The sequence below is a fragment of the Nocardia sp. NPDC050799 genome (genome assembly GCF_040654015.1).
GTDB lineage: Bacteria > Actinomycetota > Actinomycetes > Mycobacteriales > Mycobacteriaceae > Nocardia.
Genome location: NZ_JBFAHF010000007.1, coordinates 116,919 through 132,317, shown reverse-complemented (window position 1 = coordinate 132,317; position 15,399 = coordinate 116,919). Strand labels below are relative to the sequence as shown.

At 67.2% G+C, this 15,399-nt stretch carries 14 protein-coding genes and 2 tRNA genes; 8 read left to right on the top strand and 8 right to left on the bottom strand.

All coding sequences use genetic code 11. From position 1 onward, the window contains the following. Window positions 1–158: 158 nt before the first annotated feature. Complete coding sequence (locus AB0H42_RS09970) at window positions 159–707, bottom strand: hypothetical protein (protein ID WP_357052581.1); 549 nt, start codon at window positions 705–707, stop codon at window positions 159–161. Window positions 708–1,047: 340 nt separating this feature from the next. On the opposite strand from AB0H42_RS09970, the gene AB0H42_RS09965 reads away from it, so the two are divergent. Further along, window positions 1,048–2,286 carry an IS256 family transposase gene (locus tag AB0H42_RS09965; RefSeq protein WP_357052578.1) on the top strand — a complete coding sequence of 413 codons (1,239 nt, stop codon included), beginning with the start codon at window positions 1,048–1,050 and terminating at the stop codon, window positions 2,284–2,286. 336 nt (window positions 2,287–2,622) lie between these two features. Here the strand turns inward: AB0H42_RS09965 and AB0H42_RS09960 are convergent, their stop codons facing one another. The 5 genes from AB0H42_RS09960 to AB0H42_RS09940 form a co-directional block, all read right to left on the bottom strand. Continuing rightward, a complete protein-coding gene (locus AB0H42_RS09960) occupies window positions 2,623–2,922 on the bottom strand; it encodes a helix-turn-helix transcriptional regulator (RefSeq protein WP_357052575.1) in 300 nt (99 codons plus the stop codon). Window positions 2,923–2,927: 5 nt separating this feature from the next. Beyond that, window positions 2,928–3,269: a type II toxin-antitoxin system RelE/ParE family toxin gene (locus AB0H42_RS09955; RefSeq protein WP_357052572.1), complete on the bottom strand. Its 342-nt coding sequence runs from the start codon at window positions 3,267–3,269 to the stop codon at window positions 2,928–2,930. Between the two features lie 197 nt (window positions 3,270–3,466). Beyond that, window positions 3,467–3,539 (bottom strand) — tRNA-Arg (locus AB0H42_RS09950). Window positions 3,540–3,575: 36 nt separating this feature from the next. After that, window positions 3,576–3,665, bottom strand: a tRNA-Ser gene (locus AB0H42_RS09945). A 92-nt stretch (window positions 3,666–3,757) separates the two neighbouring features. Further along, window positions 3,758–4,492: a dienelactone hydrolase family protein gene (locus AB0H42_RS09940; RefSeq protein WP_357052569.1), complete on the bottom strand. Its 735-nt coding sequence runs from the start codon at window positions 4,490–4,492 to the stop codon at window positions 3,758–3,760. A 94-nt stretch (window positions 4,493–4,586) separates the two neighbouring features. On the opposite strand from AB0H42_RS09940, the gene hisC reads away from it, so the two are divergent. Continuing rightward, window positions 4,587–5,672 (top strand): histidinol-phosphate transaminase, encoded by a 1,086-nt coding sequence (gene hisC, locus AB0H42_RS09935; RefSeq protein ID WP_357052566.1) that lies wholly within the window; start codon window positions 4,587–4,589, stop codon window positions 5,670–5,672. An 8-nt stretch (window positions 5,673–5,680) separates the two neighbouring features. On the opposite strand, the gene AB0H42_RS09930 is transcribed toward hisC, so the two are convergent. Continuing rightward, the gene (locus tag AB0H42_RS09930) at window positions 5,681–6,745 is read right to left on the bottom strand and encodes an alpha/beta hydrolase family protein (RefSeq protein ID WP_357052563.1); all 1,065 of its coding nucleotides are present in this window, start codon (window positions 6,743–6,745) and stop codon (window positions 5,681–5,683) included. 267 nt (window positions 6,746–7,012) lie between these two features. Between AB0H42_RS09930 and dcm the strand changes: the two genes are divergently transcribed. The 3 genes from dcm to AB0H42_RS09915 are packed head-to-tail and all read left to right on the top strand — an operon-like array spanning window position 7,013 to window position 9,355. After that, entirely contained in the window at window positions 7,013–8,146 is a 1,134-nt protein-coding gene (gene dcm, locus AB0H42_RS09925) for a DNA (cytosine-5-)-methyltransferase (protein WP_357052842.1), read from the top strand. Beyond that, window positions 8,143–8,607, top strand: coding sequence for a very short patch repair endonuclease (locus AB0H42_RS09920; protein WP_357052560.1), 465 nt, complete (start codon window positions 8,143–8,145; stop codon window positions 8,605–8,607). The genes dcm and AB0H42_RS09920 overlap by 4 nt, the downstream gene beginning before the upstream one ends. Window positions 8,608–8,635: 28 nt before the next feature. Continuing rightward, window positions 8,636–9,355 carry a maleylpyruvate isomerase family mycothiol-dependent enzyme gene (locus AB0H42_RS09915; RefSeq protein WP_357052557.1) on the top strand — a complete coding sequence of 240 codons (720 nt, stop codon included), beginning with the start codon at window positions 8,636–8,638 and terminating at the stop codon, window positions 9,353–9,355. Window positions 9,356–9,698: 343 nt separating this feature from the next. Here the strand turns inward: AB0H42_RS09915 and AB0H42_RS09910 are convergent, their stop codons facing one another. Continuing rightward, window positions 9,699–12,086 carry an MMPL family transporter gene (locus AB0H42_RS09910; RefSeq protein ID WP_357052554.1) on the bottom strand — a complete coding sequence of 796 codons (2,388 nt, stop codon included), beginning with the start codon at window positions 12,084–12,086 and terminating at the stop codon, window positions 9,699–9,701. Window positions 12,087–12,342: 256 nt separating this feature from the next. Between AB0H42_RS09910 and AB0H42_RS09905 the strand changes: the two genes are divergently transcribed. The 3 genes from AB0H42_RS09905 to AB0H42_RS09895 are packed head-to-tail and all read left to right on the top strand — an operon-like array spanning window position 12,343 to window position 15,241. Next, window positions 12,343–12,933, top strand: a complete 591-nt coding sequence (locus AB0H42_RS09905; protein ID WP_357052551.1) for a helix-turn-helix domain-containing protein — start codon at window positions 12,343–12,345, stop codon at window positions 12,931–12,933. Between the two features lie 47 nt (window positions 12,934–12,980). Next, on the top strand, window positions 12,981–13,514 hold the full coding sequence (locus AB0H42_RS09900) for an Rrf2 family transcriptional regulator (protein WP_357052548.1): 534 nt from the start codon (window positions 12,981–12,983) through the stop codon (window positions 13,512–13,514). Then, entirely contained in the window at window positions 13,508–15,241 is a 1,734-nt protein-coding gene (locus tag AB0H42_RS09895) for an ABC transporter ATP-binding protein (protein WP_357052545.1), read from the top strand. Before AB0H42_RS09900 ends, AB0H42_RS09895 begins: the two co-directional genes overlap by 7 nt. Window positions 15,242–15,399: the final 158 nt, after the last annotated feature.

Genomic DNA, 15,399 nt, shown 5'->3' with positions numbered 1-15,399 from the left:
TGTTCGCTTAGAACAATGAACGCGGTTACTGCGGTAAGGCTGCGTCCGAGCTGCACTGCTGAGATTTCGATGTATGCGAATTCCTTGGGTAGTAGCTCGCGTTTGGCGTCGGGAATCAAATACCGTGAATTCGGGGTCGTTACCGCTCCGAGTCGTGACTAAGAAAATCCGTGCCCGCGACGAGCTTGCGTGACCTTCGCGGCGTTTGGGCCGTCAAAGCTGGGTATGAGCAGCTGGTCCCACCCGTTCTTTTTGAGCGCCTTAAGTAGGTTGGCGTAGTAGCTGGGAGGGAAAAACTCAACGATCCAGAGGGCTCCCTGCGTAACTTTCTCATTCGGCGGAACAATTAAATTGTCCATCGGGTTGTCCAGCGAATCGACCTTTAACCGCTCATAGTGGTCGAAGGCCATAAGGAAGTTCGCGCAGTTATTTAGCCGGATGCGCAATCGCCAAGGCATTAAGCGATGTCGCCAAGAGGAGCCCAACCACCGCAAAATACGATACGGAACGTCATACCACCGCCATCGCGTACCGATGGCTGGAACGAGCTCAAACCGTCGATGGACCTCTGAACGGATTTGTTCCATATCGATCGCTGACGCGTCGGTCTGATCGCTGCCTATCTCGGGCGAATCAGTGTCTGCCTCGACGGGTGGTTCTTCTGAATCGCCCTCAGAGCTAGTAGCAGGTCTGTCTTGTGTAGCCATATCCGCCTTCCGCACACCGCCGATGCCGTCTTCGCCTGCGCGATGATTGTTCCAGGCGTGAGTCAGAGGCGACAGTTGTCAACGGAGTTGGGCTTCCCGTCCAAGGAGGCGTTGGTCATGGAGCTCGCTCTACCACACGATCCTGCCTGCTTGTCATGCTCACCTCTCAGGTTCAAGTATTTCCGCAACTGGATGAAGCTGCACTACGGGTTGCGTCCAATAGCGTGGTGTAGGAGCAGCAACTGAGTTGTCTGCCTGTCGATTCCCCGGACAGCAGGGTGGTCACCGCGTGATTCTTCAAGAGACCGACCAAAGTCACTCGAAGGAAGAAGACCACGCGATGACCGATCTCCAGCCTATCGACCCGGGCAAGCTGTTGACCGAGCAATTGGCGACAGCCAGCCCTGACCTGCTGCGGGAGATGCTCTCGACGTTCATCCACACGTTGATGAGCGCCGAGGCCGACACGATCTGCGGTGCCGGCTATGGCGAGCGCGCGCCTGAGCGCAGCAACTCCCGCAACGGCTACCGCCACCGTGACTTCGACACCCGCGTCGGCACCATCGACGTCGCGATCCCGAAACTGCGGACCGGGACCTATTTCCCGGACTGGCTGCTCGAACGCCGCAAACGCGCCGAACGAGCCCTCACATCGGTGGTGGCGACCTGCTACCTGCTCGGTGTCTCAACCCGCCGGATGGAGAAGCTCGTCGAATCGTTGGGGGTGACCAGGCTGTCGAAGTCGCAGGTGTCGATCATGGCCGCCGACCTCGATGCCCAGGTCGAAGCGTTCCGCACCCGCCCCCTCGATCAAGGGCCTTACACGTTCGTCGCCGCCGACGCACTCGTGCTGAAAGTCCGGGAGAACGGGCGCGTGGTCAACGTCCACGCCCTGATCGCCACCGGGGTCAACGCCGAGGGCTACCGAGAAATCCTCGGCCTGCAGGTCACCAGCGGTGAAGACGGCGCCGGCTGGCTGGCGTTCTTCCGCGACCTGGTCGCCCGCGGCCTGACCGGGGTCGAGCTGGTCACCTCCGACGCCCACGCCGGGCTGGTCGCCGCGATCGGCGCCACCTTGCCGGGCGCGTCCTGGCAAAGGTGCCGCACCCACTACACCGTCAACTTGATGAGCGTCTGCCCGAAGGCCTCTTGGCCTTGGGTCCGCACTCTTCTGCATTCGGTGTTCGATCAAGCCGACACCGAATCTGTTGAAGCGCAATATGACCGGATGCTCGACGCCTTGACCGAGAAGCTGCCGAAAGTCGCCGCCCACCTCGACACCGCGCGAGCGGACCTGCTGGCGTTCACCGCGTTCCCCAAGCAAATCTGGCGTCAGATCTGGTCGAACAACCCGCAGGAACGGTTGAACAAAGAGATCCGCCGCCGGACCGACGTAGTCGGGATCTTTCCCGACCGGACCGCGATCATCCGCCTCGTCGGCGCTGTCCTGGCCGAACAACATGACGAGTGGATCGAGGGCCGTCGCTACCTCGGCCTCGACGTCCTGGCTCGCTCCCGCCACCACAGCGATCCCACCGAGGAACAGGAGGACACCGAACCCGCAGCCCTGACCGCCTGACCACACAGGGTCACGCGGCGATCACCCTGTTACACCACGTGTTTGGACTTGACCGCACTACGGCCAGTCGACCAGGCGGATTGCCGGACGAATCGTGGGATCTGCGGGAGGTAGGCCGGGTACGGCTCTCGTCGCGCCCACACTTCCTCGGGTATCGAAAATTCAGCAATCCCGGATCGGCGGCGGCGCGCAGCGCCGGCACCTCTTGATCCTGTATGGCGAATTTCGGCAACCCGGTGTCCCGAAGGAGGAGGCGGCCGCCTCGCCTCATATCGCTGAGTAGATGGGGCCTACTGCTCATGGCTGGTCGTGGCGCCGCACCCGACGCCCACGGGCTTATGCGACCAGCGATACCTCGAGGCGCTGGCCGACCGCGCGGGCCAGCCGGTCGAGCATGTCGATGGTCGGCACGCGCCCGCCGCCCTCGATCTTGGCAATCGTGGGTTGAGTGGTGCCCATGCGGCGGGCGAGCTCGGTCTGGGTCAATCCGGCACCGGTACGCGCGGCGTAGAACAGCTCGGCCATTCGCAGCGCCAGGCCCGCCTCCTCGTAGGCGGCTTCGTATTCGGCGCGCTCTTCATCGGTCATCTGCGCCAGCCGAGCGCCGAACACCTCATCGTGGCTCATCGTCTTCATCAGCCCTACTCCTTGTCCTTGTCGATACTCGGCCGGTCGCGGTAGCGCTTCAACGCTTTACGCGCGCGGGCGACCTCGCGGACTTCGTTCTGCCGTTGCTTACGGAAGGTGGTCAAGGTGATCGCCTTCCGCGGTGGGTCGAATGTGTAGGTGATGCGCCGGTTGACCTCTTCCGCTGTGAATCGCAGCTCGTACAACTTCTGTCCGAGATACTTCGCGTGCGGCATGCGCAGCATCGGGCCCTCGGCGGCTAGTAGGTCGAGCTTGCGCCGGGCGGCCGCGAGATCGGCGACGCTCAGCGATTGCAGCCACATGCCCACTTCCTCGGAGTACTCGATTTGCCACATCACCAGAATATATCATCGGAGGCATATTCCCAGAAGGAATAACCGGCGGTCATGGGTCTGATGAGCTGTCGCGACGTGCCTGTGCATGGTCTCGGCATGGAGGCGATCGCCGGAGCCGCCGGGGTGGAACTCGGTGGAACTCCTCGAGAAGCCGATCGGCCCCCGATCCGCTTTCGCGGATCGGGGGCCGAACTCTGTGCGCCCGAAGGGATTCGAACCCCTAACCTTCTGATCCGTAGTCAGATGCTCTATCCGTTGAGCTACGGGCGCGTACGCGTATTCAGTTGTCACCCGGTTTCCCGGGCGTGGCGGAGGCGAGAGGATTTGAACCTCCGGTCCCCGTGAAGGGACAACTCATTAGCAGTGAGTCCCATTCGGCCGCTCTGGCACGCCTCCTGGAGCCTTCTCTTCGAGGGCGCCGGTCCTTCCGGACCGCCGAGCAGAAAGGCTACCCGAGGCTGTATGAAAACTGCAAAACGGCTGGTCGATCAGCGTAGGTGGCTGTCGAACCAGTCGAATATGCGGGTTCGGGAGTCGACCAGGTCGTCGCCGTCCTCACCGCCCGGGTGGTCGGCGCGGTGGAGCTGACCGGGGTAGGTGACCACGAGGCTGGCGGTGGCGGCGGTGGCGGTGGCATCGCGGAGAGCGTCGACGTCGTCGGCGGAAATATCCGCCTCGGCGCCGAACAGGCCCAGCCACGGGGCCTGCAGGCGTGGTGCGGCCACCACCAGCGCTTCGGCTTGTTCGGTGATGGGTGTGGAGATACCGGTGGCGCCGACGCTCACCGCGGCGCCGACGGGGCGGTTGGTGGCGACGAGGAAGGTCGCGGTGCCGGCGGTGTCGAAACCGAGCACGCCGATGCAGTCCGGGAAGACACCGCGGTGGGTGAGCCAGTCGAAGCAGGCATCGAAATCCTCGAAGAGTTCGTCGCCGTACACCCCGGACGACGACGCGGTGGCGCGGTGGAACAGGTTCGGTGCGACGACCAGCCACCCCTCGCCCGCGAGGGCGCGCATGAACTCCAGCAACGATCCGGTGAACTCCCGGGCCTCGTGCAACAGGACGATTCCGCCGCGGGCGAAACCGTCCGGTTCGATGACGGTGATGGGCACATGTTCGTCGGCTTTCGGGCTGGTGGCAGCCCCTGTCGGCGCTTGGTCGTATCCGTTCGCTTCCGGTTCGCCGCGCCGCAGCAGCGCGATATCGTCATAAGTGCCCGACATGTTCCCAGCGTAGGGCGATATCCCGGGACCGGGGAGATTTAGCGGTTGAGCAGCCCGAACGTGGCTCGATCGAGACCGGAACTAAGCTCGTTACGTGACCGCGCACATTCGGCCGGACCTCGATTCCATTCCGGCATACGTTCCCGGCCGCAGCCATCCCGGCGCGGTCAAACTGGCGAGCAACGAAACCACCATCGGTCCGCTGCCCGCCGCGAGCAAAGCCATCGCCGAGGCGGTGGAACTGGCCAACCGTTACCCGGACAACCAGTCCGGCGAACTGCGAGCGGCGCTGGCGAAGTTCCTCGGCGTCGAGCCGGCGAATATCGCGGTCGGCTGCGGGAGTGTGGCGCTGTGCCAGGAGCTGGTCCAGATCACCTGCGCGGACCCGGCCGACGAGGTGCTCTACGCCTGGCGTTCGTTCGAGGCGTATCCGATCATCACCCAGGTCGGCAACGCGACCGCGGTGACCGTGCCGCTGCGTGACCATGTGCACGATCTGGACGCGCTCGCCGCCGCCGTCACCGAGCGGACCCGGCTGGTGTTCGTGTGCAACCCGAACAATCCGACCGGAACCGCCGTCGGTCGAGCGGAACTGGAGCGGTTCCTGGACCGGGTGCCCGGCAATGTCCTGATCGCGCTGGACGAGGCGTACTACGAGTACCTGCGGATGACGCCCGGCGATCATCCCGACGGGGTCGAGCTGGCCCGGAACCGGCCGAATGTGGTTGTGCTGCGGACCTTCTCGAAGGCCTACGGGCTGGCGGGGCTGCGGGTCGGGTACGCGGTGGGCGCGCCGGAGGTCATCGCGGCGCTGCTGAAGGTGCACATCCCGTTCAGTGTGAGCCGGGTCGCGCAGGCCGCCGCCCTCGCCTCGCTGGAGGCCCGCCACGAACTGCTGGACCGCACCGCGGCGGTGATCGCCGAACGCGACCGCATGCGTACCGCGCTGCTGGCGGCGGGCTACCGGGTGCCGGTGAGCGAATCGAATTTCCTGTGGATCACGCTGGACGCCGCGACCACCGAATTCGCGGAGGCCGGCGCGGCGGCGGGTGTGCTGATCCGGCCCTTCGCCGGTGAGGGTGTCCGGGTGACCGCGGGTGATCCGCACGAGAACGATCTGTTCCTGCGTTTCGCGACCGACCCGGAGATCGCGGCCCGCTTCGCCGGCGGCGGCGCGTAACCGGCGGTTCAGTCGAGTCCGAGTCCGCCGGCGATGGTGGGCCAGGAGGTGACCAGTTCGTCGGCCCAATACGGCCACGAGTGGGTGCCGGTCGGGCGGAAATTGGCCGTGTAGGTGATGCCCAGGGTGTCGAGGCGCTGGGCCAGGCGGCGGGTGCAGAAATCGGTGGCGGCCTCCAGCGGGCCGCCCATCACCACACTGGTGGGGGTTTCCGGGTTGGCCAGGGTGTCGTGGACACCGGGGCGTCCGCTGCCCACCGACAGGTAGAGCGCTTTGCCGCGCAGCGCGGCGGCGTGCAGGGTCACGTCGTGGGCGCGCCAGGCCGGGTCGTCGGGGGCGCCGAACATGTTCTCCGGGTCGCCCTTATAGGTGGAGACGACGACGCGGGCCTGTGCCTGGCCGAGATCGGTGCCGGTCGAGAAGCATCCGCTGTGCGCGCCGACCGCCGTGTACAGGTCGGGTTTGCGGATGGCGAGCATCATCGCGGCCTCGGCGCCCATGGAGGTGCCGATCACGGCATTGCGACCGTTCCCCGAGAATTGGGCGTCCAGTAGCGGGGGCAGTTCCTCGGTGAGGAAGGTCTCCCATTTGTTGACGCCGAGCACCGGGTCGGGGCGCTGCCAGTCGGTGTAGAAACTGGCGGGGCCGCCGACGGTGAACACCACATTGACCGGTTTGTCGGCGAAGAACCGGGCGGCGTTGCCGCGGTCGAGCCAGTTGTTGCTGTCCGGCTGGGTGCTGCGGCCGTCGAGCATGTAGACGGTGGGGCGTGGGGTGCTCCGGTCGGTGGGCAGCAGCACCAGTACCTGCACCGTGCGGTGCATGGCCGGTGAGTCGACGAACACCCGCATCAGCCGGTCGTTCACCGGTTCGGTGCCGATGATCGCGGCATGCGGCGCCGGGACCGGCTCGGCTTTCTCCACCGGGCCGGGGTCTTCGGCGGAACCGGTATCGGGCCGCGCGGGCGCGGTGTGCAGCGGTTCGGGGACGGCCGCCCCGGCGCCGGGCAGGATCGCACCGGAAAGGGCGAAAGCGCCCGACACCACGGTGGCCAGACCGACACGCAACTTCATGGCGCCCATCCTGCCAGACCTCCAGGCCTGGACCGCGAATCAGAAACCACCAGTGGTAAACCCCTGACCAGCGGTTTTTATGGCGTTGTCGCTGAGTAACTCTCGATCGGCCGTGATCGACTCGTGGAGTGGGCACCTATGTGACGGTGGCGTATCTCACGGTCGCCCGGCCGGTCGCCCGTGACCGGTGAAGCCGCCGGGATCCGCGGAGTAACCTCCCTTCCGGAGCCGGACCGGATGGAGAGGAACTTCGTGACGGGCGCGCGGATGGTGGGGCTTTTCGCCGGGATCGGAGGACTCGAACTCGGGCTGTCGGCGCACGGATGGCATTCGACGTTGCTCTGTGAAATCGACCAGGGCGCACGGGCGGTGCTGGCGAACCGCTTTCCCGAAGCCGAATTGCATACCGATATCACCCGGTTGCGTGCGCTGCCGCCGAATACCGAACTGGTCGCCGCGGGTTTCCCGTGCCAGGACCTGTCGCAGGCGGGCCGCACCGCGGGTATCACCGGAACCCGATCGAGCCTGGTCGACCATGTGTTCCGGCTGGTCCGGCGCAAACGCGGGCCGCGCTGGCTGCTCATCGAGAACGTGCCGTTCATGTTGCAACTCGGGCGCGGGGCGGCCATGCGTCATATCACCACGGCCCTGGACGAACTCGGCTACACCTGGGCCTACCGGGTGGTGGACGCGCGCGCATTCGGTCTGCCGCAGCGGCGCAACCGGGTGATCATGCTCGCCTCGCGTACCGAGGATCCGCGCACGGTGCTGTTCGCCGACGACGCCGGACCGCGGCTGCTGGGTTCCCCGGAACACGACCCGTGCGGTTTCTACTGGACCGAGGGTGTGCGCGGCCTGGGCTGGGTGGTCAACGCCGTCCCGACCTTGAAGGGTGGGTCGGGTCTGGGTATCGCCAGCCCGCCGGCGGTGCGGCTGCCGTCCGGGGAGATCGTCACGCCGGGGATCACCGACGGGGAGCGGTTGCAGGGCTTCGCGCCCGGCTGGACCGAACCGGCCCTGGACGCGCCGGGATTCCGGCCGGGGCAGCGCTGGAAACTGGTGGGCAATGCGGTGAGTGTGCGGATGGCGGCCTGGGTCGGCTCCCGGTTGCGTACTCCGGCCGAGCCGATTCCGGGACATATTCCGCTGCCGCCGGGCAGTCCGTGGCCGGGCGCGGCGTGGGGGCGGGCCGGGGCGGCGTTCGAGGTGCCGATCTCCCCGTGGCCCGCGCACGATCCCTACGAGGACCTGCGCTTCTTCCTCACCGATACGCAGTTGCTGTCGGCGCGGGCCACCGCCGGTTTCCTGCGCCGCACCGGGATGGGGTCGCTGCGTTTCCCGGCCGGGTTCCTCGACGATGTGCAGGCACATCTGGATCGGATGGGAGGCTGGGCGGCATGACCGGCGACCCTTCCGGCCCCGGCTCGTGGCGCCCGCCGACCGACGCGGCGACCAGCGCGCGGATGTCGCGGCAGCGGCGCGCGCACACCGCCCCCGAACTGGCTCTGCGCCGTGAACTGCACCGGCGGGGCCTGCGCTATTTCGTGGACCGCGCGCCGATCCGGGGACAGCGGCGCCGCGCGGACGTGGTGTTCCCGCGCCGGCGGATCGCGGTCTATGTGGACGGCTGTTTCTGGCACCGCTGTCCCGACCACGCCACCGACCCGAAGAACAATGCCGCCTGGTGGGCGGAGAAACTGGCCGGCAATGTCGCGCGGGATCGGGCCACCGACACGGCATTGCGCGAGGCGGGCTGGCAGGTCGTCCGGATCTGGGAACACGAGGATCCGGCGCGGGCCGCCGATCGGGTGCAGGCCGCCCTGGGGGCCGATCCGCCGGGCCCGGGAACCGCTGGGAAGTAGACGTATCCCGGAAGTAGTGTCGTCAGTCGTGCCCAGCGATTTCATCGAACTGCTCACCGCGCGGACGCAGGCGGTCACCGACGCCACCCGTGCGCTGCTCGCCACCGTCGACACTCTGGACGACGCGGCGGTCGCCGCCCCCTCCGCGCTCCCGGGCTGGACCCGCGGTCATGTCCTGTCCCATCTGTCCCGCAATGCCGACAGCCTGGTCAATTTGCTGCTCTGGGCGCATACGGGGGTGGAAACGCCGCAGTATGCCAGTGCGGCGCTGCGGGACTCCGATATCGAGGCGGGGGCGCCGCGCCCGCTTGCCGAACAACGGGCCGATCTGGTGGAGTCGGCCGATCGGCTGACCGGGATGGCCGGGATCCTCTCCGCCGAACAGTGGCGGGCGGAGGTCCGGACCAGGCAGGGCACCCCGATCGAGGCGACCCGCATCCCGTGGATGCGGTGGCAGGAGGTGCTGATCCACCACCTGGATCTGGACGCCGGCTACACCCATGCGCACTGGCCGGCCGATTTCGTGGCCGAACTGCTGGCCGAGGCCGCCGTCGACCTGGGTGGGCGTGCGGGTATGCGGCCCTTCGCCGTCGATGCGACCGATACGGGATTTACGGCGATCATCGGGGCGGGAGAGCCGGAGCGGGTCGTGGCGGGGCCGGCGTCGGCGCTGCTGGCCTGGTTGCTGGGCCGCGGTGCGGACAGCGCGCTGCCCTGGCCGCTGCCGGAACTGCCGGCCTGGCGCTGAGCGGAGCTGACCGCCCGGCGCTGCCTGCCCGGCGCTGCGCACCTGGCGCTGCCTGCCCGGCGCTGCGCACCTGGCGCTGCCTGCCCGGCGCTGCGCACCTGGCGCTGCCCGCTCGGTGCTGCCTGCTCGGCGAAGCAGGTGCGCGAGGCCGCCCAGCTGATCGCCTAGTCCAGCCGGCCCGTGCTGTCCACTCGGCGCTCTCTACTCGGCTCTGCCCCCTGGCGCGCTCTGCATTCGGCGCTGCGCGGAACTGCTCACCTGGAGCTCAGCGGCGAGTGACCCGGGAACGAAAACGGCCGGCGTCCTTTGTGGACGCCGGCCGTTTCGCCGAGGTACCGGTGGATCAGACCCCGGCGGGTTCGGATTCGACCGCGGGGGTCTTGGCGCGCTGCTGGAGTTCCCGCAGCTTCGTCCCCTCGACGTCGATATCCGGCAGGATCCGGTCCAGCCAGGCCGGCATCCACCAGGCCCATTTGCCCAGCAGTACCAGCAGCGACGGGATCAGCACCATCCGCACCAGGAAGGCGTCGAAGAACACACCGGCCGCCAGGGCGAAGCCCATGGACTTGGAGGTGATGTCCGGCGAGAGCATGAAGCCGCCGAACACCGAGATCATGATGATCGCGGCCGCGGTGACCACGCGGGCCCCGTGGTGGTAGCCGCTGACCATCGCTTCCTTCGGATCCTTGCCGTGCACGTACTCCTCGCGCATCCGGGTCACCAGGAAGACCTGGTAGTCCATCGCCAGACCGAACACCAGGCCGATCAGCACGATGGGCAGGAAGCTGATGATCGGATGGGTGTCCTTGACGATGCCGAAGGCTCCCTCCTGGAAGATCAGCACCGTGACACCGAAGGTCGCCGCCATCGACAGCAGGAAGCCCAGCGCGGCGGTGAGCGGTACCAGGATGGACCGGAACACCAGCAGCAGCAGCACGAACGCGGCCGCCGCGACGATGGCCAGGTACGGGATGATGCTGGTCAGCAGCACACTGTTGACGTCGGCGTAGATGGCGGTCTGGCCGGTGACGCCGTACTCCATGCCGTACCGATCCTGCAGCGCGGCCTCGGCGTCACGGGCGTGCGCCACCAGATCCTGGGTCTCGGCACTGTTCGGGCCGGAATCGGGCACCACCTGGAACAGCGCGGCCTGCCCGTCCTGGCTGGGTTGCGCGACGCTCAGGTAGTCCACACCGTCGTAGCTCGCCAGCTCGTCCCGCAGTGCGGTCAGCGCGGCGTCGCGCTGATCCTGCGGAGTCTCGGAGAGATCGACCGCCACCACGAGCGCGCCGTTCTTGCCCTCGCCGAAGCCTTCGGTCTGCAATTCGTAGGCCTTACGCACCGAGGAGTCCTCGGGCATGCTGTCGCCGCCGGGCAGACCCAGGTTCAGCTGGGTGGCGGGGGCGGCGAGCGCACCCAGTACGAGCGCGCTTCCCACCAGGGTCAGCACCGGTACCCGGGCGATCAGGCGGGCGAAGCGCATCCCGTTGGTGACCGAATCGTCGTCCTCGGGATCGTGCCGGGCGACCAGCGGCAGTTTCGGCTTGAACAGGAACCGGCCCAGCGCGCCGAGCAGTGCGGGCATCAGGGTGATGGCGGCGAATACCGCGAATCCGGCGGCGATGGCCCCGCCGATACCCATCATGGTGAGGAAGCCGATCCCGACCACCGAGAGCCCGAGCAGGGCGATCACCACGGTGAGTCCGGCGAACACCACGGCCGATCCGGCGGTGCCGACCGCCACACCCGCGGCTTCCTCGGGCGAATCCTGGACCACCAGCTCGTGTTTGTACCGGGAGACGATGAACAGCGCGTAGTCGATGGACAGCGCCAGGCCGATCATCGAGGCCAGGATCGGGGTGAAGGTCGGGACCTCGGTCAGCGAGGTGCCGGTCAAGATGAGCGCGCCCGCGCAGGCGACACCGACGATGCCGGTGACGATCGGGACGAACGCCGCCACGATGGCGCCGAAGGCGATGATCATGACGATCAGCGCGACCCCGATACCGATCATCTCGGCCTGGCCGGATTCGACCTGGGTCTGGGCGATGGCGCCGGTGAGTTCCACGGTCAGGCCGGCGTTGCGGCCTTCCTGGGCGATGGCCTCGGCGGCCTGCCGGTTCTCCTCGGTGATATCGGAGAAGGTCGGCATCGTGAACTTCACGTCGAGCACGGCGACGGTTTCCGGGTTGCTCTCGTTGAGCACGTTCAACGGAGCGCCGCCGCACAGGCCCTTGAACTCCGGTGAGCCCTGACCGTCGAGGCAGTTCGGCTCCGGCAGCGGCGGGGCCTCACCGGGCGCGAGCTCGGCCGCGGCCTGCGCCTGGGCCTTGGCGGCTTCCTGGTCGGCGGGCATCATCGAGGTGGCGAGGACCGGATTGACGGCCTGCTCGCTGTGGTCGACGATGTCGAGTTCGTTCAGCCGCTGGACCAGTGCGTCGAGCGCGGCCATATTCGGCTCGTCGGTGAGTTTGCCGTTCTGGGCCGCGATCACATAGGTGCCGTTGATGGCATCGATGCTGAACATCGCCGCCATCTGCGGCATATGCTCCTCGAGGATGCCGGTGGCCTTCTCCGACGGAAGTCCCGGCATCTCGAAGCTGTCCTGGAACGGTTTGGACAGCGAGGCCGCCGCTCCACCGAGCAGTACCAGGATCAGCGCCCAGACGGGCAGCACTATCCATTTCCGGCGGAAAGCGAACTTTCCCCATCTGTACAGGAATACGGACACGAGGGATTTCTCCTAGCGAGGCCGGGACGGTTTGGTCATTGCGCGTGACGAACTGACGGCCGACGTCGCTCTCGCGGACCGGGGCTGCGCGGGCCGGACGCTTTCGCGTGCCCGGAGCCGGTGGATCCGCCTCCACGGTGGACGCCAGATGTATCTACCGTACGGTAGGTAGGCTACCGGTAGGTTAAGTGGAGGAACAAGCTCGACTTCCGGTGCCGACCGGACCTGTCACCGGGAGAACGAGAAGGGGCCGAGCATGGCGAATCGCAGAACTGGCGACCACGTTACCGCAGGTCGAGATACCAAGCGGGCCATCCTGGACGCCGCCGTGCGGCTGTTCGTGGCCAAAGGTTACGAAGAGACGAGCCTGCGCGAAGTCGCGGATGCGGTCGGAATCACAAAGCCGTCGCTCTACTATCACTATGCCTCGAAACTGGAACTGCTCGTGGCGATCGTCACCCCCCTCCTCGACGATCTGCGCGCACTCGCCGAGGAAGTCGAGCAGATGCCGCCGGACGCCGCTGCCCGCCGGACCGCTCTGCAGTCCTATATCCGGACCATGATCCGGCACCGCGACGCAGGCGAGATGATGCTGCGCAATGCCGTTCCCATCGTCAACGCGCTGGCCGACCAGTATCCGGTGATCGTCGACGCCAACAAAGCGCTACGGAATTGGCTGGCCGGGCCCGAGCCCACCGCGGTCCGGCTGTTGCGGGCAAGTGCCGCCATGGAAATCCTGGCCGTTGCGCTTGTTTCGAACGAGATCGCACAGGACGCGGGAGATGATGTGGTGGAGGCGACGCTGCTGGACGCGGCGCTCGCGGTTCTGCAACTCGGCGCCCACTAGGTTTGTCGCGTCATCGTGCCCCGGCACAGCGAAAGGTCAGGTCAGTCGTGCACATCACCGCCAAGGTGGATCATGCCGTGCGGACCCTGCTCGAGATCACGGCATCCGATCAGGGTGCCGCGGTGAAGGCGGAGTCCATCGCGGCAGCGCAGCGCATACCACCCAAAGTGCTCGAGAGTGTCCTGGCCGAGCTGCGCCGGGCCGGGCTGGTGACCAGCCGGCGCGGCCCCGACGGCGGTTACCGGCTGGCCCGCCCGCCCGCCGATATCTCCATCGCCGATGTCATCCGTGCCCTCGAGGGCCCGCTCGCCTCGGTACGCGGCCTGCGGCCCGAAGACGTGCAGTACGCGGGCGTGGCCGAACCGCTGCAGCAGGTGTGGATCGCGTTGCGGGTGAATTTGCGCGCGGTGCTGGAGAACGTGAGCCTGGCCGATATCGCCGCGAACGGTCTGCCGGAATCCATCGGGACGCTCACCGCCGACCCGGGCGCCTGGGTACGCCGCGAACCGCACGGCACCGATCCGCCGAAAATCACAGGCCGCCCCACCGGGGCAGACGGTAGCGTGCGGTCATCATGTTGATCCGACTGCTCCGTGGTTTCCTGGGCCCGTACCGGAAACAGTTGACCGGGATCGTGGTACTGCAGCTGATCTCGGTGATCGCGATGCTGTACCTCCCGAGTCTGAACGCCGACCTCATCGACGAGGGCGTCACCAAGGGCGATATCGGCTACATCTGGACGGCCGGACTGCGGATGCTGCTGGTCTCCGGTGTGCAGATCATCGCCTCCGCGTCCTCGGTGTTCCTGGCCGCGCAGGCGGCGATGAGCGCGGGCCGCGACCTGCGCGGCGCCCTGCTGCACCGGGTGGGCGCCTTCTCGGCGCGTGAGGTCGGGATGTACGGCGCGCCCTCGCTGATCACCCGCAACACCAATGATGTCCAGCAGGTCCAGCTGCTCATCGTGATGGCCGCGACCGTGGCGGTGATGGCGCCCATCATGTGCGTCGGTGGCATCGTCATGGCGCTGCGCGAAGATTTCGGGTTGTCCTGGCTGCTGTTGATAGCGGTGCCGGCCCTGGCGCTGAGCATGGGTTTGATCATCGCCCGCATGGTGCCGGCGTTCCGGCAGATGCAGACCCGGCTCGACCAGGTCAACCGGGTGCTGCGCGAGCAGATCACCGGTATCCGTGTGGTCCGCGCCTTCGTCCGGGAGCCGCTCGAGACATGGCGGTTCGGGGTGGCCAATACCGACCTCACCGATATCTCGGTGCGGGTGGGCCGGTTGATGGCGCTCATGTTCCCGACGGTCATGCTGATCAGCAATGTCACGTCGGTGGCGGTGATCTGGTTCGGCGGTAAGGCCATCGACACGGGCGAGATGCAGATCGGCTCGCTGACCGCGCTGCTCTCCTACATCATGCAGATCCTGATGGCCGTCATGATGGCGTCGTTCCTGGCCATGATGGCCCCGCGTGCGGCGGTCTCGGCCGACCGGATCTCCGAGGTCCTCGATACCCCGGCGTCGGTGCGCTCACCGGATCTGCCGAAGCCGTTCCTGGGCGATCCCGCCGAGGTGCGGGTGCGCGATGCCGCGTTCAGCTTCCCCGGCGCCGAGAAGCCCGTGCTGTGCGGGATCGATTTCGTGGTGCGCCCCGGGGAGACCGCCGCGATCGTCGGTTCCACCGGGTCCGGTAAGACCACCCTGCTGAATCTGATCCCCCGCCTCATCGACGTCACCGAGGGCGCGGTGGAGATCGGCGGCACCGATGTGCGCGACCTCGACCTGGCCGAACTGCGGTCGCGCATCGGACTGGTTCCGCAGAAGGCGTATCTGTTCTCGGGCACGGTCGCGAGCAACCTGCGCTACGGCGATCCGGACGCCACCGACGAGGAACTGTGGCGCTCCTTGGAGATCGCCCAGGCCGCCGACTTCGTGCGGGCCATGCCCCAGGGCCTGGAGACCCCGGTCGCGCAGGGCGGGACCACGGTATCGGGCGGGCAGCGGCAGCGGCTGGCCATCGCCCGGGCCCTGGTGCGCCGGCCCCGGGTGTATCTCTTCGACGATTCGTTCTCCGCGCTCGACGTGGCCACCGACGCGCGGCTGCGCGCGGCCCTGCGCCCGGCGACCGCGGACGCCGCGGTGATCATCGTGGCCCAGCGGATCGCCACCATTCGCGACGCCGACCGGATCGTCGTACTGGAGGACGGTGAAATGGCGGGGGTCGGTACCCACGAGGAACTCCTGCGTGATTGCGCGGAGTACCGCGAGATCGTCCAATCCCAGCTGAGTGTGGAGGAGGCGCTGTGAGGCGATACCTCCGCCTTCGCTGCGGCCTCCGCCGATCGTATGGACTCGCTTCGAGGGAGGCGCTGTGAGGCGATACTGCGTTACCTCCGCCTTCGCTGCGGCCTCCGCGGACCGTATGAAACCGCCACGAGGAGGCGCGATACTGCGCGAGTTCCGCC